19 protein-coding genes are annotated in these 18,334 nt (G+C 68.3%); 9 read left to right on the top strand and 10 right to left on the bottom strand.

The window, feature by feature from the left end; translation table 11 throughout:
- Positions 1-24 precede the first annotated feature (24 nt).
- Positions 25-717, bottom strand: coding sequence for a response regulator transcription factor (locus tag ACLD0U_RS10225; protein ID WP_206551586.1), 693 nt, complete (start codon positions 715-717; stop codon positions 25-27).
- On the bottom strand, positions 714-1,931 hold the full coding sequence (locus ACLD0U_RS10230) for a sensor histidine kinase (RefSeq protein WP_206551585.1): 1,218 nt from the start codon (positions 1,929-1,931) through the stop codon (positions 714-716). The genes ACLD0U_RS10225 and ACLD0U_RS10230 overlap by 4 nt, the downstream gene beginning before the upstream one ends.
- Positions 1,932-2,131: 200 nt before the next feature.
- Here ACLD0U_RS10230 and phoU point away from each other — a divergent pair, with 200 nt between their 5' ends.
- Positions 2,132-2,845 (top strand): phosphate signaling complex protein PhoU, encoded by a 714-nt coding sequence (gene phoU / locus ACLD0U_RS10235; protein WP_410340572.1) that lies wholly within the window; start codon positions 2,132-2,134, stop codon positions 2,843-2,845.
- A gap of 78 nt (positions 2,846-2,923) precedes the next feature.
- Here phoU and ACLD0U_RS10240 read toward each other — a convergent pair whose 3' ends face one another.
- From ACLD0U_RS10240 to ACLD0U_RS10255, 4 genes are all read right to left on the bottom strand, one after another.
- The gene (locus ACLD0U_RS10240; RefSeq protein WP_179410194.1) at positions 2,924-3,667 is read right to left on the bottom strand and encodes a phosphoglyceromutase; all 744 of its coding nucleotides are present in this window, start codon (positions 3,665-3,667) and stop codon (positions 2,924-2,926) included.
- 31 nt (positions 3,668-3,698) lie between these two features.
- Positions 3,699-4,787: a folate-binding protein YgfZ gene (locus ACLD0U_RS10245; protein ID WP_206821965.1), complete on the bottom strand. Its 1,089-nt coding sequence runs from the start codon at positions 4,785-4,787 to the stop codon at positions 3,699-3,701.
- A 7-nt stretch (positions 4,788-4,794) separates the two neighbouring features.
- A complete protein-coding gene (locus tag ACLD0U_RS10250; RefSeq protein WP_410340573.1) occupies positions 4,795-5,397 on the bottom strand; it encodes an FABP family protein in 603 nt (200 codons plus the stop codon).
- Between the two features lie 166 nt (positions 5,398-5,563).
- Entirely contained in the window at positions 5,564-5,857 is a 294-nt protein-coding gene (locus ACLD0U_RS10255; RefSeq protein ID WP_179410191.1) for a hypothetical protein, read from the bottom strand.
- 81 nt (positions 5,858-5,938) lie between these two features.
- On the opposite strand from ACLD0U_RS10255, the gene ACLD0U_RS10260 reads away from it, so the two are divergent.
- From ACLD0U_RS10260 to ACLD0U_RS10295, 8 genes are all read left to right on the top strand, one after another.
- Positions 5,939-6,616, top strand: a complete 678-nt coding sequence (locus ACLD0U_RS10260; RefSeq protein ID WP_224818761.1) for a response regulator transcription factor — start codon at positions 5,939-5,941, stop codon at positions 6,614-6,616.
- Positions 6,617-6,656: 40 nt separating this feature from the next.
- Complete coding sequence (locus tag ACLD0U_RS10265) at positions 6,657-8,822, top strand: RNA degradosome polyphosphate kinase (RefSeq protein ID WP_206551580.1); 2,166 nt, start codon at positions 6,657-6,659, stop codon at positions 8,820-8,822.
- Entirely contained in the window at positions 8,819-9,757 is a 939-nt protein-coding gene (locus ACLD0U_RS10270; RefSeq protein WP_410340574.1) for an NUDIX hydrolase, read from the top strand. The genes ACLD0U_RS10265 and ACLD0U_RS10270 overlap by 4 nt, the downstream gene beginning before the upstream one ends.
- Before the next feature lie 121 nt (positions 9,758-9,878).
- A complete protein-coding gene (locus ACLD0U_RS10275; protein ID WP_206551578.1) occupies positions 9,879-10,982 on the top strand; it encodes a phosphate ABC transporter substrate-binding protein PstS in 1,104 nt (367 codons plus the stop codon).
- Between the two features lie 119 nt (positions 10,983-11,101).
- The gene (gene pstC, locus ACLD0U_RS10280) at positions 11,102-12,061 is read left to right on the top strand and encodes a phosphate ABC transporter permease subunit PstC (RefSeq protein WP_179410187.1); all 960 of its coding nucleotides are present in this window, start codon (positions 11,102-11,104) and stop codon (positions 12,059-12,061) included.
- A 1-nt stretch (position 12,062) separates the two neighbouring features.
- Positions 12,063-13,139, top strand: coding sequence for a phosphate ABC transporter permease PstA (gene pstA / locus ACLD0U_RS10285; RefSeq protein WP_410340575.1), 1,077 nt, complete (start codon positions 12,063-12,065; stop codon positions 13,137-13,139).
- Positions 13,140-13,174: 35 nt separating this feature from the next.
- Positions 13,175-13,954: a phosphate ABC transporter ATP-binding protein PstB gene (gene pstB, locus ACLD0U_RS10290; protein ID WP_179410185.1), complete on the top strand. Its 780-nt coding sequence runs from the start codon at positions 13,175-13,177 to the stop codon at positions 13,952-13,954.
- A 202-nt stretch (positions 13,955-14,156) separates the two neighbouring features.
- Entirely contained in the window at positions 14,157-15,083 is a 927-nt protein-coding gene (locus ACLD0U_RS10295; protein ID WP_410340576.1) for a type IV toxin-antitoxin system AbiEi family antitoxin domain-containing protein, read from the top strand.
- Between the two features lie 50 nt (positions 15,084-15,133).
- Here ACLD0U_RS10295 and ACLD0U_RS10300 read toward each other — a convergent pair whose 3' ends face one another.
- From ACLD0U_RS10300 to sigK, 4 genes are all read right to left on the bottom strand, one after another.
- Positions 15,134-16,015, bottom strand: a complete 882-nt coding sequence (locus tag ACLD0U_RS10300) for an aminodeoxychorismate lyase (RefSeq protein ID WP_410340577.1) — start codon at positions 16,013-16,015, stop codon at positions 15,134-15,136.
- Positions 16,016-16,242: 227 nt separating this feature from the next.
- Entirely contained in the window at positions 16,243-16,872 is a 630-nt protein-coding gene (locus ACLD0U_RS10305) for a DNA-directed RNA polymerase subunit beta (protein WP_179410182.1), read from the bottom strand.
- Between the two features lie 89 nt (positions 16,873-16,961).
- The gene (locus tag ACLD0U_RS10310) at positions 16,962-17,705 is read right to left on the bottom strand and encodes an anti-sigma factor domain-containing protein (protein WP_410340578.1); all 744 of its coding nucleotides are present in this window, start codon (positions 17,703-17,705) and stop codon (positions 16,962-16,964) included.
- Positions 17,702-18,301, bottom strand: coding sequence for an ECF RNA polymerase sigma factor SigK (gene sigK / locus ACLD0U_RS10315; RefSeq protein ID WP_410340579.1), 600 nt, complete (start codon positions 18,299-18,301; stop codon positions 17,702-17,704). The genes ACLD0U_RS10310 and sigK overlap by 4 nt, the downstream gene beginning before the upstream one ends.
- Between the last annotated feature and the right edge of the window lie 33 nt (positions 18,302-18,334).

The raw sequence follows: 18,334 nt of genomic DNA on the forward strand, positions 1-18,334 counted from the left end.
TGCATGAGTGCCAGGGCGACGTACTCAGCCGGCTGTGCCCTCGAAGCGGTAGCCGAGACCGCGCACCGTCACCAGCATCACCGGGTCACCCGGGTTCTTCTCGATGCGGGAGCGGATGCGCTTGATGTGCACATCAAGAGTCTTGGTGTCGCCGAAGTAGTCACTCCCCCAGACCCGGTCGATGAGCTGCCCGCGGGTGAGCACACGACCAGAGTTGCGCATCAGCACCTCGAGCAGCTCGAACTCCTTCAGCGGCATGCTGATCTCGTCGCCGTCCACGGCGACCGTGTGCCGGTCGATGTCGAGCACGACGCGTCCGCCTTCGAGCACGCGCTCGTCGAGCTCCGCCTCCGGCTGCACCACGCGGCGCAGCACGGCACGCATGCGGGCCAGCAGCTCGCGCGATGAGTACGGCTTGGTGATGTAGTCGTCAGCCCCGAGCTCGAGCCCGACGACGATGTCGACCTCCGAATCCTTGGCCGTGAGCATGATGATCGGCACCGACGAACTCTGCCGCACCTGGCGGCACACCTCTGTACCCGGCATTCCCGGCAACATCAGATCGAGCAGGATCACGTCGGCACCCCGCTCGCGGAACGCATTCAGCGCGCCGGGACCGTCCTCGCAGATCTCGACCTCGTAGCCCTCTCTGCGCAGCAGGTAGGCGAGCGGGTCAGCCAGGTCGGGTTCGTCCTCGACCAGCAGGATCCGGGTCATGCGTTCTCTCCGTTTCGTGCCGCAACAGCCTTCGCGGCGCTCTTGTCCGTGCGCTTCTTCTTGCTCTTCTTGGTCTTCTTCTTGCCGGTGTCCGGCGCCTCGATCCGCGGCAGGCGGATCGTGAAGGTCGATCCCCGGCCCGGCCGCGACCACAGCCGCACCTCGCCTCCGTGCCGCTGTGTCGCGTGCTTGACGATCGACAGCCCGAGCCCGGTGCCCCCGGTGCGTCGCGAGCGGGCTTCGTCGGCGCGGTAGAAGCGCTCGAAGATGCGCTCAGCATCCGCTTCCGCGATACCGATTCCCTGATCTGCGACGGCGATCTCGACGATGTCGTCGACGACCTTGACGCCGATTCCGACGCTCGAGCCCTTGGGCGAGTAGACGATGGCGTTCGCGATCAGGTTGCCGACGGCCTCGACGAGCACCTGTGCGTCACCACGCACCCATGCGCCCCGCTCGCCGCCACGAGTCAGCGTCACCCCCGCCGAATCGGCCTGCACCAGGTGTGCCTCGACCGAGGCCGCGACAACCTCATCGATCGAGATCGGCCGGACCTGCGCCAGAGTCTCGGCGGCCTGCAGTCTGGCCAGGCTCAGGATGCGACCGGTGAGCTGACCGAGGCGACCGGCTTCGGCTGCGATCCGCTTGGCGAACACACGCACCTGGTGCGGGTCGTCGGCCGCCGACTCGATGGCTTCGGCAAGAAGGCTGACCGAAGCGACCGGCGTCTTGAGCTCATGGCTGGTGTTGGCGACGAAATCGGTGCGCATCTGCTCGAGGCGCTCCCGCTCGGTGACATCGCGGATGATCAAGAGGGTCAGCTGCGCGCCGATGCGACTCGACCGCGCCGACACCAGGCGCGGGTCGAGGCTTCCGCCCACGGCGAGACGCAACGTGTCGGCCACGGTGTCCCCGTCATCACGCGCATTGCGCACGAGCCGGCGCAGATCGGCGTTGTCGAGCACGGCCCCCGGACGGATCCCGAACCGCTCGGCGGCATGGGACATCGCGACAACCACACCCGAAGCGTTGAGCACGCAGGCCGGATCATCCATGCCCCGCAGAACCTCGGCCACGCCAGCGGGCACCGCGGTGGAGGTCTCTTGTGCGGCCAGTGCCCGGACGCGGTAGGCCCAGACGACCAGCAGCACGGTACCGGCCCCGATGATCGCGCCGATGGCGAGTGCGAACAGCGCGAGCTGGGGCGAATCCATGGCTCCAGCGTACGGGGATCGCGCGGCTTTGCCTGCCGTTCAGCGCGCCGTCATGCGGCGGGAAGGCTAGTATTCACATTCCGGGCACCGTTCGTTAACCTTCGGCGAACACAATCGTGTCGACCTCGCGCGAGCGTGCCCCTCAGGCACCCGTGCCCGCGCACTCACCGTGCCGAGTCCCCGACGAAAGGTTGCGCGACATGCGCCAAGTGTTCCACCAGTCCCTCGAGGACCTGCAGGCGAAGCTCACCGAGATCGCCGACCTCGTCACGATCGCCATCGAGAAGGCGACCACCTCGTTCGCCGAGAGCGACGTCGCACTGGCTGATGAGGTCATCGCCGACGACGCCAAGATCGACGAACTCGCCGTCGCGCTCGACGAGCAAGCCATCGAGATCCTGGCGCGCCAGCAGCCGGTCGCCCGCGACCTGCGCATCGTGATAACCGCGCTGCGCGTGAGCGCATCGCTCGAGCGCATGGGCGACATGGCCGAGCACATCGCTCAGCTCGCCCGCCTGCGCTTCCCCGAGCGCGCCGTGCCGAAGGGCCTCAAGGGCACCTTCCGCCGCATGGGAGAGCTCGATGTCGAAATCGCTCGCACGCTCGCCGACCTGCTGCGCACGCAGGACCTGCGCTTCGCCGACGCGATCCGCAACGCCGACGATGACGTGGACGAGCTGCACGCACACGTCTTCGACAAGGTGCTCAGCGACAACTGGAAGGGTGAGGCCGAGGCCACCGTCGACGCCACCCTCGCGAGCCGTTACCACGAGCGCTTCGCCGACCACGCGGTCGCCGTGGCCAAGAAGGTCGTCTACCTCGCAACCGGCGACTGGGCGGTCGAAGAAGAGGACATCGCTCTCGCCGTCGAGGCGCAGCTCTCGGCCCCTGACGAGGACGCACCGGAGGCCTGATCCGCGGCATCCGCTGTTCGATACGACGAAGCCCCTCTGAATCCGCCCAGGACTCAGAGGGGCTTCGACGTATCGGGATTACTTCTTGCCCTGCGCGGCGACAGCCGCGGCACCGGCCGCAGCGGCCTCAGGGTCGAGGTAGCGAGCCGGTCCGGTCGGCACGTTGTTCTCATCGAGTTCGTACACCAGCGGGATGCCGGTGGGAATGTTCAGCTCGGCGATGTCGTCGTCGCTGATTCCGTCGAGGTGCTTGACCAGACCGCGCAGCGAGTTGCCATGCGCGGTGACGAGCACCGTCTTGCCGGCTTCGAGGTCGGGGACGATCGCGTCCTCCCAGTACGGCAGCAGGCGGTCGATGACGAGCTTGAGCGACTCGGTGCGCGGCACGTCGCCGTCGATGCCCGCGTAGCGCGCGTCGTGCACCTGGCTGAACTCGCTGTCGTCGTCGAGCAGCGGCGGCGGCACGTCGAACGAGCGGCGCCAGAGCTGGAACTGCTCGGGGCCGAACTCTTCGAGCGTCTGCGCCTTGTCCTTGCCCTGCAGCGCGCCGTAGTGACGCTCGTTGAGGCGCCACGAGCGGGTCACCGGAATCCACAGCCGATCGGCGGCATCCAGGGCGATGTTCGCGGTCTGGATCGCGCGGCTCAGCAGCGACGTGTGCAGCACGTCGGGCAGCAGCCCGGCTTCGGCCAGCAGCTCGCCACCACGGCGGGCCTCTTCTTTGCCCTGCTCGGTCAGGCGAACGTCCACCCATCCGGTGAACAGGTTAAGCTTGTTCCATTCGCTCTGGCCGTGCCGGAGCAGAATCAGGGTGCGCGTCATGCACCCAGCCTATCGGCCGGGCACGACCGGCTCAGCGGCTGTTGCGAGGATCCTCGCCCAGCGGTCGCCGCGAAAGGCGCGTCAGACGCGGCACCTCGGCCGTGGCCCCGGCGTCGGCCGGCACGATGACCTGCTGCGCCGCCGCGATGTCGACGCCGTCAGCGCGCACGACCAGGTCGCCGATCGGCGCGCGTCGTGAGAGCATCGCCAACGCGATCGGCCCGTCCTCGTAGTGCAGCGCGGCGGACGTCACCTGACCGACCTCGGCGTCACCGGCCAGCACGGGCGATCCCGGCTGCGGCAGGGTCACCTCGCTGCCATCGAGGTGCAGGGCCGCGAGTCGTCGCGGCGGATGCCCGAGATTGTGCACCTTCGCGACGGTTTCCTGGCCGCGGTAGCACCCCTTGTCGAGGTGCACGGCGGAGCGGATCCAATCGGCCTCGTGCGGAATCGTGCGCTCATCGACCTCGTGCGACCAACGGGGGCGCCACGCGGCGATACGAAGAGCCTCGGCCGCCAGTGCCCCCGCGAACGGCCCCGTGAGCGCGTCCGCGTCATCGAGCACGGCGATCGTCCAGGCGTAGTCCGCGCCGGGATGCCCATCGACGGCGGCGTACTGGTGCCCGCCCGGCTGCACGCTCTGCCACGGGTCGTTCCAGACGAGCGCGTGGCCATTCGGAGCCGCCACGGCGACGCGGGCCTGCGCACCGCCTCCTGCGAAGAAACCCGCCAGGACAGCATCCGACTTCACCGTGACGGTGACGCGGGAGCGGAAGACCATGCGCTGCAACCAGGTGGCCAGCGCATCGGCATCCGCGCTGTCGGCGATCAGCCACGTCGCCGTGCCGTCCTCGAAGACGGCGGCGGCGTGCTCGACGCGACCCTGCGGGTCGAGCACGAGGAGCTCAGTGCTGGCACCCGCGGGCAGGCCCTTCAACGCCTGCGAGGTGAACGAGTCGAGCCAGGTGAGGCGGTCTGCGCCGGCGACCTCGATCAGGGTGCGATCGGTCAGCGGCACCAGAGCCTCGCCCGCGGCCAGCTGTCGCTGCTCGATGAGCGGGTTGCCGAAGTGGGCGATCACGTCGCCTTCACGGACGGCACCGGGGATGCTGTCGAACACCGCCGACTCAGACCTTGGCCAGGCGGGCGGATGCGTGCGATTTCAGCGTCTCGCCCATCGCCGCGATGTCCCAGGCCCAGAGCAGGTGTCCATCGACCAGGCCGTACATGCGGCTGGCTGCGGTGTACTGTTTTGCACCCGCTGGACGCACGACGGCATCCGTGGCGATGTCGATACGGGGGCCGGCGATGCGCCCGAGGTAGAGCTCGAGCGTGCCGTCCGAATGCGCGACCGAGACCTCGAGCGGGAAACCGTCGTCGGTACGCAGCACCTCGACGTCGTCGACCGTGCGCTCGGTCGCGGCCTCGGCGGGAGGCAGGAGTGCGGGGCCGGGATCGGATGCGGTGCGCGGCCGTGCGAGGTGCCAGAAGCCGGTCTCGGACAGCAAGGCGATCGGCTCGTCCTGACCCTCAGCGCCGCGGAACGAGGCCGTGGCGGCGTAATTCAGGAACGGCCCGCCATCGTGGCTGAAGCTCACGCGATGGGTGAACTCGCCCTCGAAGCGCTGGTCGCCCGCGCTGTACTCGATGACGCCGGTGCCCTCCCAGACGCCGAGCAACCACGACAACGGTGCCAGATCGGCAGGCAGATCCGTGGGCAGTTCGATCATGATCGGCTCTGGATCAGCGCTGACCGCGGAACAGGTTCACCAGCACGACGCCGGCGACGAAGGCGATCGCGAGGCCCGCAAGGCCCAGCAGACCGAGGAAGAAGAGTTCGAGCGCGACGATGTCCATGCCCGACAGTCTAGTCACCTGTCACGCAACCCGGTCGCGTCAGAACGCCGAGACGAGTGTCGCGACGCCGAAGGCCGCCGACACCATCCCCATCAGCACCAGCGATCCCACGATGCTGGCCGATACCCGCACGACGAACCCCTGGGGACGGGCATACGCCAGCTGCACGGCGAACGACAGCAACACGACACCACCGAAGGCGATCAGCAACCAGCCGATCCGGGTGTCGGCCGGTAGCAGGAATCCCAGCAGGATCGCCGTCACCGCTGCCACGCCCCAGACGGCGATCACGCCGTGGAACGCGTTGCGCGGAGCGAGTGCCACTTCTTGCATGACGCCATCGTACCCGTCACATACCCGGACCCGTCTGACGCATTCCTCCGGCGGCGGGACGCACCCGACTAACATGTGTGCGTGGCCGTGTTGGTGGTACTCACCCCGGCTCCCGATGCGGAGCCGGTGCTGCCAGCGCTCGGGTTGCTCGCCCACAGCATCCGCCATCACCCGATCGAGCCGTCCCGTCTGCTGTCGCTCCCCGAGTGCGCGGCGATCGTCGTGGACGGCCGCGAAGACCTCGTCGCGGCCCGAGCCGCCTGTCGTCTGTTGCAGACCGCGGGCGGCGAGGCGCCGGTGCTGCTCGTGGTCACCGAGGGCGGCATGAGCGCGATCTCCACCGAATGGGGCTTCGCCGATGTCGTGCTGGCCACCGCGGGCCCCGCCGAGGTCGATGCCCGTCTGCGCCTCGCACTGACCCGGCCCGACGCCGAGACACCCGTCAGCGTTCAGGCATCCGGGATCACGATCGACGAGCAGTCGTACTCTGCCAAGTTGCACGGACGTCCGCTGGACCTGACGTACAAGGAGTTCCAGCTGCTGCACTTCCTGGCGACACACCCTTCCCGTGTCTTCACCCGAGAACAGCTGCTCAGCGACGTCTGGGGCTACGACTACTTCGGTGGCACCCGTACCGTCGACGTGCACGTGCGTCGCCTGCGCGCCAAGCTCGGCGACGCCGAGCAGGTCATCGGCACCGTGCGCAACGTCGGCTACCGCTTCAATCTGAACGACGAACCGGGACAGGCGGCGGGCTGAGTTCTCCTGCTCGTAACCGACGGATGCAAGGATGTACCCCATGATCGATCACGTACTTGTCGACGCCGGACTCGAGGACGCCGAAGACGACGACTTCGACGCGCATGAGACCCCGGACTCGGTTCTGCCCGATCATCGCTACCACGACCGGGAACTGAGCTGGTTGGCGTTCAACCAGCGTGTGCTCGAACTGGCCGAGGACCCCACGGTCCCCGAACTCGAACGGGCGAACTTCCTGGCGATCTTCGCCAGCAACCTCGACGAGTTCTTCATGGTGCGCGTCGCCGGACTCAAGCGGCGCATCCTCACGGGGCTGGCTGTGCCCACCAATGTCGGCCGCGCGCCCTCCGACGTGCTCAGCGACATCTCCCGCGAGGCTCACGCGCTGCAGCTGCGGCACGCCGCCGTCTGGAGCGAACAGGTCAAGCCCGCACTGGCTGACGCCGGCATCGAGATCACCGACTGGGACGAGCTGACCGACGCTGAGCGCGCCGCGCTGGGCGAGTACTTCCAGGCGCAGGTCTTTCCCGTGCTCATGCCGCTGGCCGTCGACCCCGCGCACCCGTTCCCCTACATCTCCGGGCTCTCGCTGAACCTCGCCATCCGCATCCGCAACGCCCGCACCGGTCGCCAGGAGTTCGCGCGCCTCAAGGTGCCCTCGATGCTGCCGCGCCTCATCGCCGTCCCCGGCGGCGGGCAGATCGTGCGCTACATCCGCCTCGAAGACCTCATCGCCAACCACCTGGATGATCTGTTCCCGGGGATGGAGGTGCTCGACCACCACGCGTTCCGGCTGACCCGCAACGAGGACGTCGAGATTGAAGAGGATGAGAGCGAGAACCTGATCCAGGCGCTCGAAGCCGAGCTGCTCAGGCGCCGGTTCGGTCCGCCGATCCGCCTCGAGATCACCGACGACATGGACGATGTGACGCTCGAGCTGCTCATCACCGAGCTCGACATCACCGACCAGGAGGTCTACCGCCTACCTGGGCCGCTGGACCTGCGCGGCCTGTTCGGCCTGTCGCGGATCGACCGCCCCGACCTGCGCTACCCGCCGCACCTGCCGACCACGGCCGTGGCGTTCCAGCCCGGCGACAGCAATGAGCGGCCCGACATCTTCCGGGCCATCGGCAAGTCCGATGTGCTCGTGCACCACCCCTACGAATCGTTCGCGACGAGCGTGCAGGCGTTCCTCGAGCAAGCCGCTCGCGACCCGCACGTCCTGGCCATCAAGCAGACGCTGTACCGCACCTCGGGCGACAGCCCGATCGTGCAGGCCCTCATCGACGCCGCCGAGGCCGGCAAGTCGGTGCTGGCACTCGTCGAGGTGAAGGCCCGCTTCGACGAGGCCGCCAACATCGTCTGGGCACGCAAGCTCGAGAAGGCCGGTGTGCACGTCGTGTACGGACTGGTGGGTCTGAAGACGCACTGCAAGCTGGCACTCGTGATCCGCGAGGAGGACGGCGTACTGCGCCACTACTCGCACGTCGGCACCGGCAACTACAACCCCAAGACCAGCCGCATCTACGAGGACTTCGGTCTGTTCACCGCCGACCCGCTCGTCGGACGCGACCTCACCCGCCTGTTCAACGAACTCAGCGGCTACGCGATCGAGAAGAAGTTCAAGCGTCTGCTCGTGGCGCCCCTGCACCTGCGCAAGGGGCTGCTGCGTCACATCGACAACGAGCGCAAGCACGCCGAGGCCGGCCGCCCGGCACGCATCCGCATCAAGGTCAACTCGATGGTCGACGAGCAGATCGTGGACGCCCTGTACCGCGCCAGCATCGCCGGCGTGAAGGTCGAGGTGTGGGTGCGCGGCATCTGCGGCCTGCGCGTGGACCTGCCCGGCGTCAGCGACAACATCACGGTGCGCAGCATCCTGGGGCGCTACCTCGAGCATTCGCGACTGTTCATGTTCGACAACGACGGCGACCCCATCGTCTACATCGGCAGCGCCGACATGATGCACCGCAACCTCGACCGGCGCGTCGAGGCGCTGGTGCGCCTGGAGGACCCGGCGCACACCAAGGAACTGCACGCGCTGTTCGATCTCGCCATGGACCCGCGTACCAGTTCGTGGCATCTGGGTGAGGGCGGGGTGTGGACGCGCGCCGAGTCGACAGAGGAGGCACCGCTGATCGACCTGCAGGACCGCATGATGGCGGCTGTGCAGGGACGCCGCCGTCGCAAGCAGACCCGTCGATGACCGACACCGCCGTCTACGCCGCCGGCGCCGTCGTCTGGCGGATGCTGGAGGGCAAGCTGCGCGTGCTGCTGATCCACCGCACGAAGTACCGTGACGTGACGCTGCCCAAGGGCAAGGTCGACCCGGGCGAGATGCTCGCCGAGACCGCGGTGCGTGAGGTTCGTGAAGAGACCGGCATCCGCGTCTGCCTGGGCGTCCCGGTCGGCGTGAGCAAGTACTGGATGCGCCCCAAGCGCCAGAAGGTCGTGCACTACTGGGCCGCCGAGGCGACCGATGACGCGATCCGCGCCTCATCCTTCGTCCCCAACGGTGAGATCGCCGCCATCGAATGGGTCAGCGTGAAGCAGGCGCGCCAGCGCCTGAGCTATCCCGTCGACATCGAGATCCTCGAGAACTTCGCACGGCTGGTCGAGGACGGCGTGCTGCACACGTTCCCGTTGATCGCGCTGCGCCACGCCAAGGCGGTTGCGCGATCGGACTGGGACGGGCCGGACGCTGCGCGGCCGCTCACCGGCAAGGGCGCGCGCCAGGCGAAGGCGATCGTCGCGCCACTGCGGGCCTTCGGGGTGCGGCGCATCGTCACCAGCGACGCCGAACGGTGCCGGCAGACCGTGGCTCCGCTGGAACGCAAACTCGGGCGGGCCGCGCGCGTCACCGACAAGATCAGTCAGGACGCCTGGGAACACGGCACCGCCGATGTCCGCTCCGTCATCGGGCGCCGCGTGCGCTCGCGCAAGCCCGCTGTGCTGTGCAGTCACGGCCCCGTTCTGCCGGAACTGCTCTCAGAGATGGCACTGGCGACCGGCACCATGCGCGGGTCGTATGTCAACAGCGCAAGCGCACTGGCCATGTCCGCGTTCTCGGTTGTTCACCTCTCGGCAACCAATCCGGGGTCGGGGATCATCTCGATCGAGACCCATGAGCCGAAGGTCTAGCCGACAGCAGTCGTTCACCTTCCGTTCACCATCGTGGGAGAGTCTCGTTAACCGTCGCTCGTAGCGTCACTGTGTGCCCCGCACCAGGGCATCCACAAGTCCCCGATCGAACGGATCCACAGTGAAGATCTCCAGCATCGCTCGAATCGGCGCCATCGGCGCCGTGGCCGCACTCGCCCTCACCGGTTGCGCCGCGAACGAAGCCCCGGCTACCGAGGGCTCGACCTCTGACTCGACTTCGACGCTCGAGGGCACCCTGCGCGCCACGGGCGCTTCCTCGCAGGGCGCCGCCCAGGAGGCATGGGTCGCCGGCTTCCAGACCGCCAACGCCGGCGTCACCGTCAACTACGAGCCCACCGGTTCGGGCACCGGCCGCGAGAACTTCCTCGCCGGCGCCAGCGACTTCATCGGCTCGGACCGCGCGTTCAAGCTCGACGAGTTCACCGAGGGCGGCTTCGGCATGTGCTCCAGCGACGCCATCGTCGAGGTGCCGCTGTACATCTCGCCCGTCGCCGTGGCGTTCAACCTCGAGGGCATCGACTCGCTCAACCTCGACGCCGCCACCATCGCGGGCATCTTCGCGGGCACCATCACCAACTGGAACGACGCGGCTATCGCCGAGCAGAACGAGGGCGTCGAGCTGCCCGACCTGGTGATCTCGCCCGTCCACCGCTCGGACGACTCGGGCACCACCGAGACGTTCACCACCTACCTCGCAGCGACCGCTGCCGATGTCTGGACCCACGAGCCCGACGGCGAGTGGCCCATCAACGGTGGCGAGGCCGCTCAGGGCACCTCGGGTGTCGTGCAGGCGATCACCGCGGGCAACGGCGCGATCGGCTACGCCGACGCATCGCAGACCGCAGAGCTCGGCCAGGTGCACGTCGGTGTCGACGGCGAGTACGTCGCGTACTCGGCAGACGCCGCCGCGGCGCTCGTCGAGGCCTCGCCGCTGGAGGAGGGCCGCGGCGCCGGTGACCTCGTCTTCGCCATCGACCCGGCCGCCGCTCCGGCAGGTTCGTACCCGATCGCCCTGGTCAGCTACCTGATCGCATGCGAGCAGTACGAGGACGCCAACACCGCTGCCCTGGTCAAGTCGTACTTCGAGTACATGGCCAGCGAAGAGGGCCAGCAGGCTGCCGCCGACAACGCAGGTAGCGCTCCCATCTCGGCCGGACTGCGCGACAAGGTCCTCGCCGCGATCGACACCATCAAGGTCGACTGATCCACGAGTTGAGCTGAATCCGATGCCCTCACGCCCCGCATAGGGCGTGGGGGCATCGGGCGGTCGACACCCCGACTCCGACACCACAGCATCCGATTCCACCCGAACAGCAGGAGAACATGACCACGACGACCAGGCCGGCACAAGCCGCGCCCCCGATCAAGGCCAAGCAGCGTCTCGGCGACCGGGTCTTCTCGGGCACCGCGCTCGGCGCCGGCATCACAATCCTCGTCGTCCTCGTGGCGGTCGCGGCGTTCCTGATCATTCAGAGCCTGCCCGCGTTCGCTCCCGACACGACCGACAACCACATCCTCGAAGGTGACTCGTTCTGGCAGTACGTCGGACCGCTCGCGTTCGGCACGGTCTGGGTGTCCTTCATCGCGCTGCTGATCGCCGCCCCGATCTCGATCGGCATCGCACTGTTCATCTCGCACTACGCCCCGCGCCGCCTCGCCGGCGTGCTGGGCTACATCATCGACCTGCTGGCTGCTGTGCCGTCGGTCGTGTTCGGCCTGTGGGGCGGTCTGGTACTCGCCCCGCTGCTGCAGCCGATCTACGCCTGGATGAACGAGAACATGGCCTGGGTGCCGTTCTTCGGCGGACAGGTCTCGTCGACGGGAAAGACGATCCTGACCGCCGCACTCGTGCTTGCCGTGATGGTCATCCCGATCATGACCGCGATCTGCCGCGAGGTCTTCCTGCAGACGCCGAAGCTGCACGAAGAGGCCGCGCTTGCGCTCGGCGCCACCCGTTGGGAGATGGTGCGCATGGCCGTGCTGCCCTTCGCTCGCGGCGGCATGGTCTCGGCGACGATGCTCGCTCTCGGTCGCGCCCTCGGTGAGACCATGGCCGTGACCATGGTGCTCTCCCCCGCTGCCGTCTACAGCTTCCTCGTGCTGACGGCGACCAACCCGACGCCGATCCCGGCTAACATCGCCCTCGCCTTCCCCGAGGCGCACGACACGGGTGTGAACACCCTGATCGCCACGGGCCTCATCCTGTTCATCGTGACCTTCGCGGTCAACGCGCTGGCGCGCTGGATCGTCGCCCGCCGCGCCGAGTTCTCGGGAGCGAACTGACATGACCATGCAGACCTCCGCCTCCACCTCGCTCACCTCGGGCCGCCTGGCATCGTGGGCCCCGTGGGCCCTGCTGGCCGCGTCGCTCGTGCTGTCGGCCGCCGCGTTCGCGGTGACCGCTCCCAACGGCGACCTCGCCGACTTCAACATCGCCGGCGCCGTGATCACCGGTGTGCTGCTGTACATGGTGCTCATCACGGCCATGTCGGCCATCGCCGAGAGCCGCCGCAAGGCTGTCGATCGGCTGATGACCGCGCTGGTCGCGACCGCGTTCACCGTCGCGCTGCTGCCGCTGATCTCGCTGCTGTGGACCGTCATCAGCAATGGCATCGCGCGGTTCGATGCCGAGTTCTTCAGCTACTCGATGCGCAACGTCGTCGGTGAGGGCGGCGGTATCGTGCACGCCATCTGGGGCACGGTGCTGATCACCCTGATGGCGGCTCTGATCGCCGTCCCCGTCGGCCTCATGACGTCGATCTACCTCGTCGAGTACGGTCGCGGGCGCATCGCCAAGGGCATCACGTTCTTCGTCGACGTCATGACGGGCATCCCGTCGATCGTGGCCGGTCTGTTCATCTACTCGGTGTTCGCCCTGCTGATCCGCCCCGGCATCTCGATGGGCTTCATGGGTTCGCTCGCGCTGGCTGTGTTGATGGTCCCGGTGGTCGTGCGAGGCAGCGAAGAGCTGCTGCGGATCGTGCCCAACGAGCTGCGTGAGGCCTCGTACGCGCTCGGCGTGCCGAAGTGGCTGACGATCCTCAAGGTCGTGCTGCCCACCTCGATCGCCGGTATCACCACCTCGGTGATGCTCGCCATCGCCCGTGTGATCGGCGAGACCGCTCCGCTGCTGCTGACCGCCGGGTTCACCGCCAGCCTGAACACCAACCTGTTCAGCGGGCAGATGATGACCCTGCCGGTCTTCGCCTACAACTCGTACATGAACCAGGGCACCAGCCCCGACGCCTCACTGGCTCGGGCGTGGGCCGCCGCGCTCACGCTGATCCTGATCGTCATGTTGCTGAACCTGCTCGGTCGCCTGATCGCGAAGTGGTTCGCCCCCAAGACCGCCGGCCGCTGAGCCGCATCCCGATTCCACCCGATAGAAGGAACCTCGTGTCCAAGAGCATCGAAGTCAACGACCTCAACGTCTACTACGGCGATTTCCTCGCCGTCGAGGGCGTGTCCCTCGAGATCCAGCCCCGCAGCGTCACCGCGTTCATCGGCCCGTCGGGCTGCGGCAAGTCCACGTTCCTGCGCACGCTGAACCGCATGCACGAAGTGATCCCCGGCGCGCGCGTCGAGGGTGAGGTGCTGCTCGACGGCAAGGATCTCTACGGCCCGGGTGTCGACCCCGTGCTGGTGCGTCGCCAGGTGGGCATGGTCTTCCAGCGTCCGAACCCGTTCCCCACGATGTCGATCAAGGAGAACGTGCTGGCGGGCGTCAAGCTCAACAACGGCAAGATGTCCAAGAGCGACCAGGAGGCCCTGGTCGAGAAGTCGCTGCGTGGCGCCAACCTCTGGAACGAGGTCAAGGACCGCCTGGACAAGCCCGGTTCGGGTCTGTCGGGTGGTCAGCAGCAGCGTCTGTGCATCGCCCGCGCGATCGCCGTCTCGCCCGAGGTCATCCTGATGGACGAGCCCTGCTCGGCCCTCGACCCGATCTCGACCTACGCGATCGAGGAGCTGATCGGCGAGCTGAAGAACGACTACACGGTGGTCATCGTCACGCACAACATGCAGCAGGCCAGCCGCGTCTCCGACAAGACGGCCTTCTTCAACATCGCCGGCACCGGCAAGCCGGGCAAGCTGATCGAGTTCGACGAGACCTCGACCATCTTCACCACGCCCAGCGTGCAGGCCACCGAGGACTACGTCTCGGGTCGCTTCGGGTGATTCCCGGGCGCGCTGAGCGCCCGCACCGTCGGAAATCCCAGACGATCGTCTGCAGCCCCGGCGTGTCACATGCTGACACGCCGACCGGGTTGCTGATCGTCTGGGATTTCCGTTTTTCCCCAGGCGCCGTGCCGAGGCACGTTGTGCACAGGGCTCGGGAATCGGGCATCCGCGGTCCCTGCCCGGCAGGCATTCTCGACGGATGCTGGTGCGCCTCGCCCTCTCCGAACTCGGCCGCCCCGCGCGCACGAGTGAGCTGAAAGCGCGCGGGGTTCCCGAGCGCGAACTCACCCGCGCCGTGCGCGACGGTGAGGTCGTGCGCGTGCGTCAGGGGGTGTATGCGCTCCCCGATGTGCCGGCGACATTCCGCCACGCGACAGAGCACGGCGGCGTTCCCGCCTGCGCCGAGGCGGCCCGCCTGCATGGACTGTGGGTGCTCGACGGCGCGGCCGACCACGTCTGGCTGGGCACCGCAGGCGTGCCGCACGGCCCATGCACCCGGTGCACACTGCACTGGGATGACGGAACCGCCATGGTCGGCGAGCTGCCTCCGGTGCACAACGTGCTGCTGCAACTGGCCACGTGCGAGAGTGAAGACACCTTCTTCGCGGCGTTGGAGTCCGCCCTGCGGCAGGCGAAGATCTCACCGGCGGGTATCGCCTGGCTGTGGCACCGTCTGCCGCTCGGCATGCGCTGGCTGGTCGGCTTCGCCCGCTCGGATGCCGACAGCGGCCTCGAATCACTCATGAGGCTACGGCTGCACAGGCTCGGGATCACCGTGCGCTCGCAGGTCAGCATCCGCGGTGTCGGCGAGGTCGACTTCGTCGTCGGCGACCGGCTTCTGATCGAATGCGACGGACGCGAGAACCACGCCCACGAGCAGAATCGGCACAAGGACCTGCTGCGCGACGCTCGTGCCGCAGCCCGGGGCTATGAGACGTTGCGCTTCGACTACGCGATGATCGTGCACGACTGGTCGAGTGTGCAGGCGGCGATCCTGGCGAAGGTCGAGGCCGGCGCGCACTTGCGGGCGCAGGATGCCCCGGACGGCCGTCGGAAATCCCAGACGAAGATCGCTCGGCGCGGCGCGTCGCGCCCCGACACGCCGCCCGCGGCGGCATCCGTCTGAGATTTCCGACACTGCGCACAGGGCACGGAGCCGAGTGCGCTGGGCGCGGCTCAGCGCGGGGAGAGCAGGAAGGTATTCAGTTCGGCGGTCAGAGCGGCGTCGGATGCCAGTGGCTCACCGTCGATGGCGGTGATCGCCACTGCCAGTCGGATGCTGGAGACCAGCCATGCGGCATCCGCCCCCCTCAGATCGGCGGTCGACAACGTCGCATAGCGCGTACGAAGACCCTGTGCCTCGAGGTACTCGAACACGGCCAGCTGCGTGGTGCCGTGCAGAATGCCGGCCGACGGCGCCGTGGTGATGAACTCGCCGCCGGAGCGGATGATGAGCGACGCGGTCGGTGCTTCGAGCACGTCACCGTCGCGCGTGACGAAGATCGCGTCGTCGGCGCCGCGCCGGTGCGCCTCGCGCAGCGCCGCCATGTTCACGGCGTACGACAGCGTCTTGGCGCCGAGCAGCAGCCAGGGTGCCCGCTCCCCTGCCCCGAGGTCGTAGCCCCGGTCGAGCGTGACCACACGCACGCCTTCTCGGCGCACGCGCGTGTAGTCGGGTGCGGTGGATGCCGTGACCCATGCCGTCGGCGCTGGCCCATTCTCGACGCCACGGCTCAGGATGAGTTTGACCACGCCCTCGCCCTCGGGCGCCTGGGCAGCGGCAGTGGCGACGGCCTGTCGCCACTGCGCGAGGTTCGGGGCGGGAAGATCGCACACCCGCGCGGAGTGCGCCAGGCGCTGCACGTGCGCCTCGACCTCGTTCGGATGCCCGTCGATGACGCCGATCGATTCGAAGACGCCGTCGCCGCGCTGGGTGCTGAGCTCGCCGACGCTCAGTGCGGGTGCGGCGACATCGACCGGGGTGAAGGTCTCGGAGTAGTCCGTGCGGGTGTCGGTCGCATCCGCGGGCGTGATCATGAGGGCGTAGCGCTGAGCCATGCGCTCAGCCTATTGCCCGGCAGCTTGTGCCCGGCAGAAGTGCCGCCCGTGAATCACCACGGCCGCGTACGCGTTAGACTGGAATCGGCCGGGCCGCATAACCCCGGGCTCCAACTTCTGCCGCTGCGAGCGGCCTTCCGCCGAGAGGCGTTCTTGCGGTCCGGTCTTTTTCATGCCCGCTCCCGCGCCCATCCGGGGCACCGAGCGCCACGCGCCGCGCCGCGTTCTCAGACGAGGGTTCCGCGCCGCCAGGCCGTTGCCGACGCGGCGAGATCCTCGGCGTAGGTGCTCAGGCGCAGTGCCCGGCGGGTCAGGGCGCCGGCGCGCTCGGGCTCGGTCGCCTCGTAGTCGTCGGCGACGTGGGTTGCCCCGGATGCCTGCACCCGGCAGTACGCGGCTGCCCTCTCGAGGGCGAGGGCGAAGTCGCCGCGGAAGACCCCGCGCAGGATCGCGTCGACCAGGGCGACGATCTCTTGCGGGTCGGCGGGTGCGGGTGCACCGGCGATGGCGGCGTCTGGCGAGCGCAGTTCGACGCGCCCCCGCTCGTACAGCAGCGCGGTCTGCTCGGCGTCGTTCCGCGTCGCGAGCTGCAGCAGGTACAGCCGCCAGAGAGCGCCGGGCAGTGAGCGCGCCGGCGCATGAGACCACAGTTCGGCGATCTCGTCGATGCCGTGTTCAGCGGCGAACCCGATCAGACGGTCGGTGACGGCACCGCTGTCATCGGTGCGAGCACGGTCGAGGAGTGCGGATGCTGTCGCGTGAGCCATGCGCGACTGCTCGGCCGGATCCTCGTGGCCGACCAGGTTGTCGAAGGCGGCCGTGGGGCGGCGGACGGGGCGGTGGAACTGCTCGGGCATCCCTCCAGGGTACGCGCGCTGCGCGCGATCGGCACCGGCCCGGCACCGGCACCTGACACCCGGCACCGGCACCCGACACCGCGTGGCGGTCAGCTGGTCGGGATGACGATGACCGGGTCGGTCGTGGGTTGCCCTGTCGGTGACCCGCCGGCGGCCTCGATCGTGACGGCGATGGCGTCACCGGGTTGCATGGGTTGATCCAGCAGGGCGGTCGCCTCGCCCTGCGACGTGTCGAACACTCCCGCGGCAATGGGCTGATCGCCGCGCACGAACCACAGCTCGTAGCTCGCATCGGCCGGCAGATCGTCGAGTCCGTGGGTCACGAGCACCGCTGTGCCCAGGGTTTCGGACCAGTGCGCCGTCGCGGTACCGCCGGCGACGGTCTGCACCGTCGCCTCATCGGCATCCTCGGCACCGAGGATCTGCTCCAGCGCGACGACCGCCTCGGGACGCTGCAGTTGCGCCAGCACGACAGCGGTGCCGATGCCGGCGCCGACGAGCAGCACCAGGCAGGCGGCGAGCGCGAACAGCATCCGATTCCAGCGTCGACCGCCGGGCCCGCTCGTGCCGGGAGCGGGGACCTGCTCGGATGCCACCGGCGCTGCCTGCGGTGTCGTCGCGATCTGGGCGAGAAGGTTTTCGCGCAGAGCGGCGGGCGGAGCGATCGGCGTGAGCATCGCTCCCAGCGCGGACGCGGTCTCGAGCTCGGCGTCAAGGGTCGCCTGCCATTCGGGGTGGGCGGCCAGTGCGGCGGTGAGGCGCTGCTGGTCAGCATCCGACAGCGCGTGCAGGGCATGGCCCGCCGCGAGCTCGGAGAACTCCTGCTCGTTCATGTCGTCACCCCCAGTTCGCCGCGCAACCGCGACATCCCATCTCTCATCCTCGTCTTGACCGTCCCCAGGGGGATACCCACCAGGGCCGAGATCTCACTCTGGCTGTAGCCGCCGTAGTAGGCGAGAATCAGCGCCTCCTGCTGGGCCTCCGGCAGGATCTTGAGCGCACGTACCAGCCGGTGGCTCTCCAGCCGCGACTCCACTTCATCAGAAACCACGTCCCGCGCGGGGTCGAGGTCACGCGCACCGACCCGAACGTCGCGGTCAGCGCTGGACTGCGAGGCCCTCACGCGATCGACCGCACGTCGGTGGGCGATCGTGAGAACCCACGATCTTCCCTGCCCCTTGTTCGGAGCGAAACGCCCGGCGGATTGCCAGATCTCCAGGAAAACCTCCTGCAGCACTTCTTCGGCCTGCGAACGGTTGACGATGACGCGCAGGATCAGCGCGAACACGCGGGGCGAAAGCAGGTCGTAGAGCTCAGCGAACGCCTGCTGATCGCCGTCAGCGATGCGCAACAGGAGCACGGTGGCGTTGTCTCCCGCCGAGCCGTCCTCCGGCACCTCTACGCCGTCGATGACCATATCGACCAGCATGCCGCATCCTCTCTCGCTGCCCCTGTACGCCAC

The sequence above is a fragment of the Microbacterium sp. 2216-1 genome, from assembly GCF_046507855.1.
Classification (GTDB): Bacteria; Actinomycetota; Actinomycetes; order Actinomycetales; family Microbacteriaceae; genus Microbacterium; species Microbacterium esteraromaticum_C.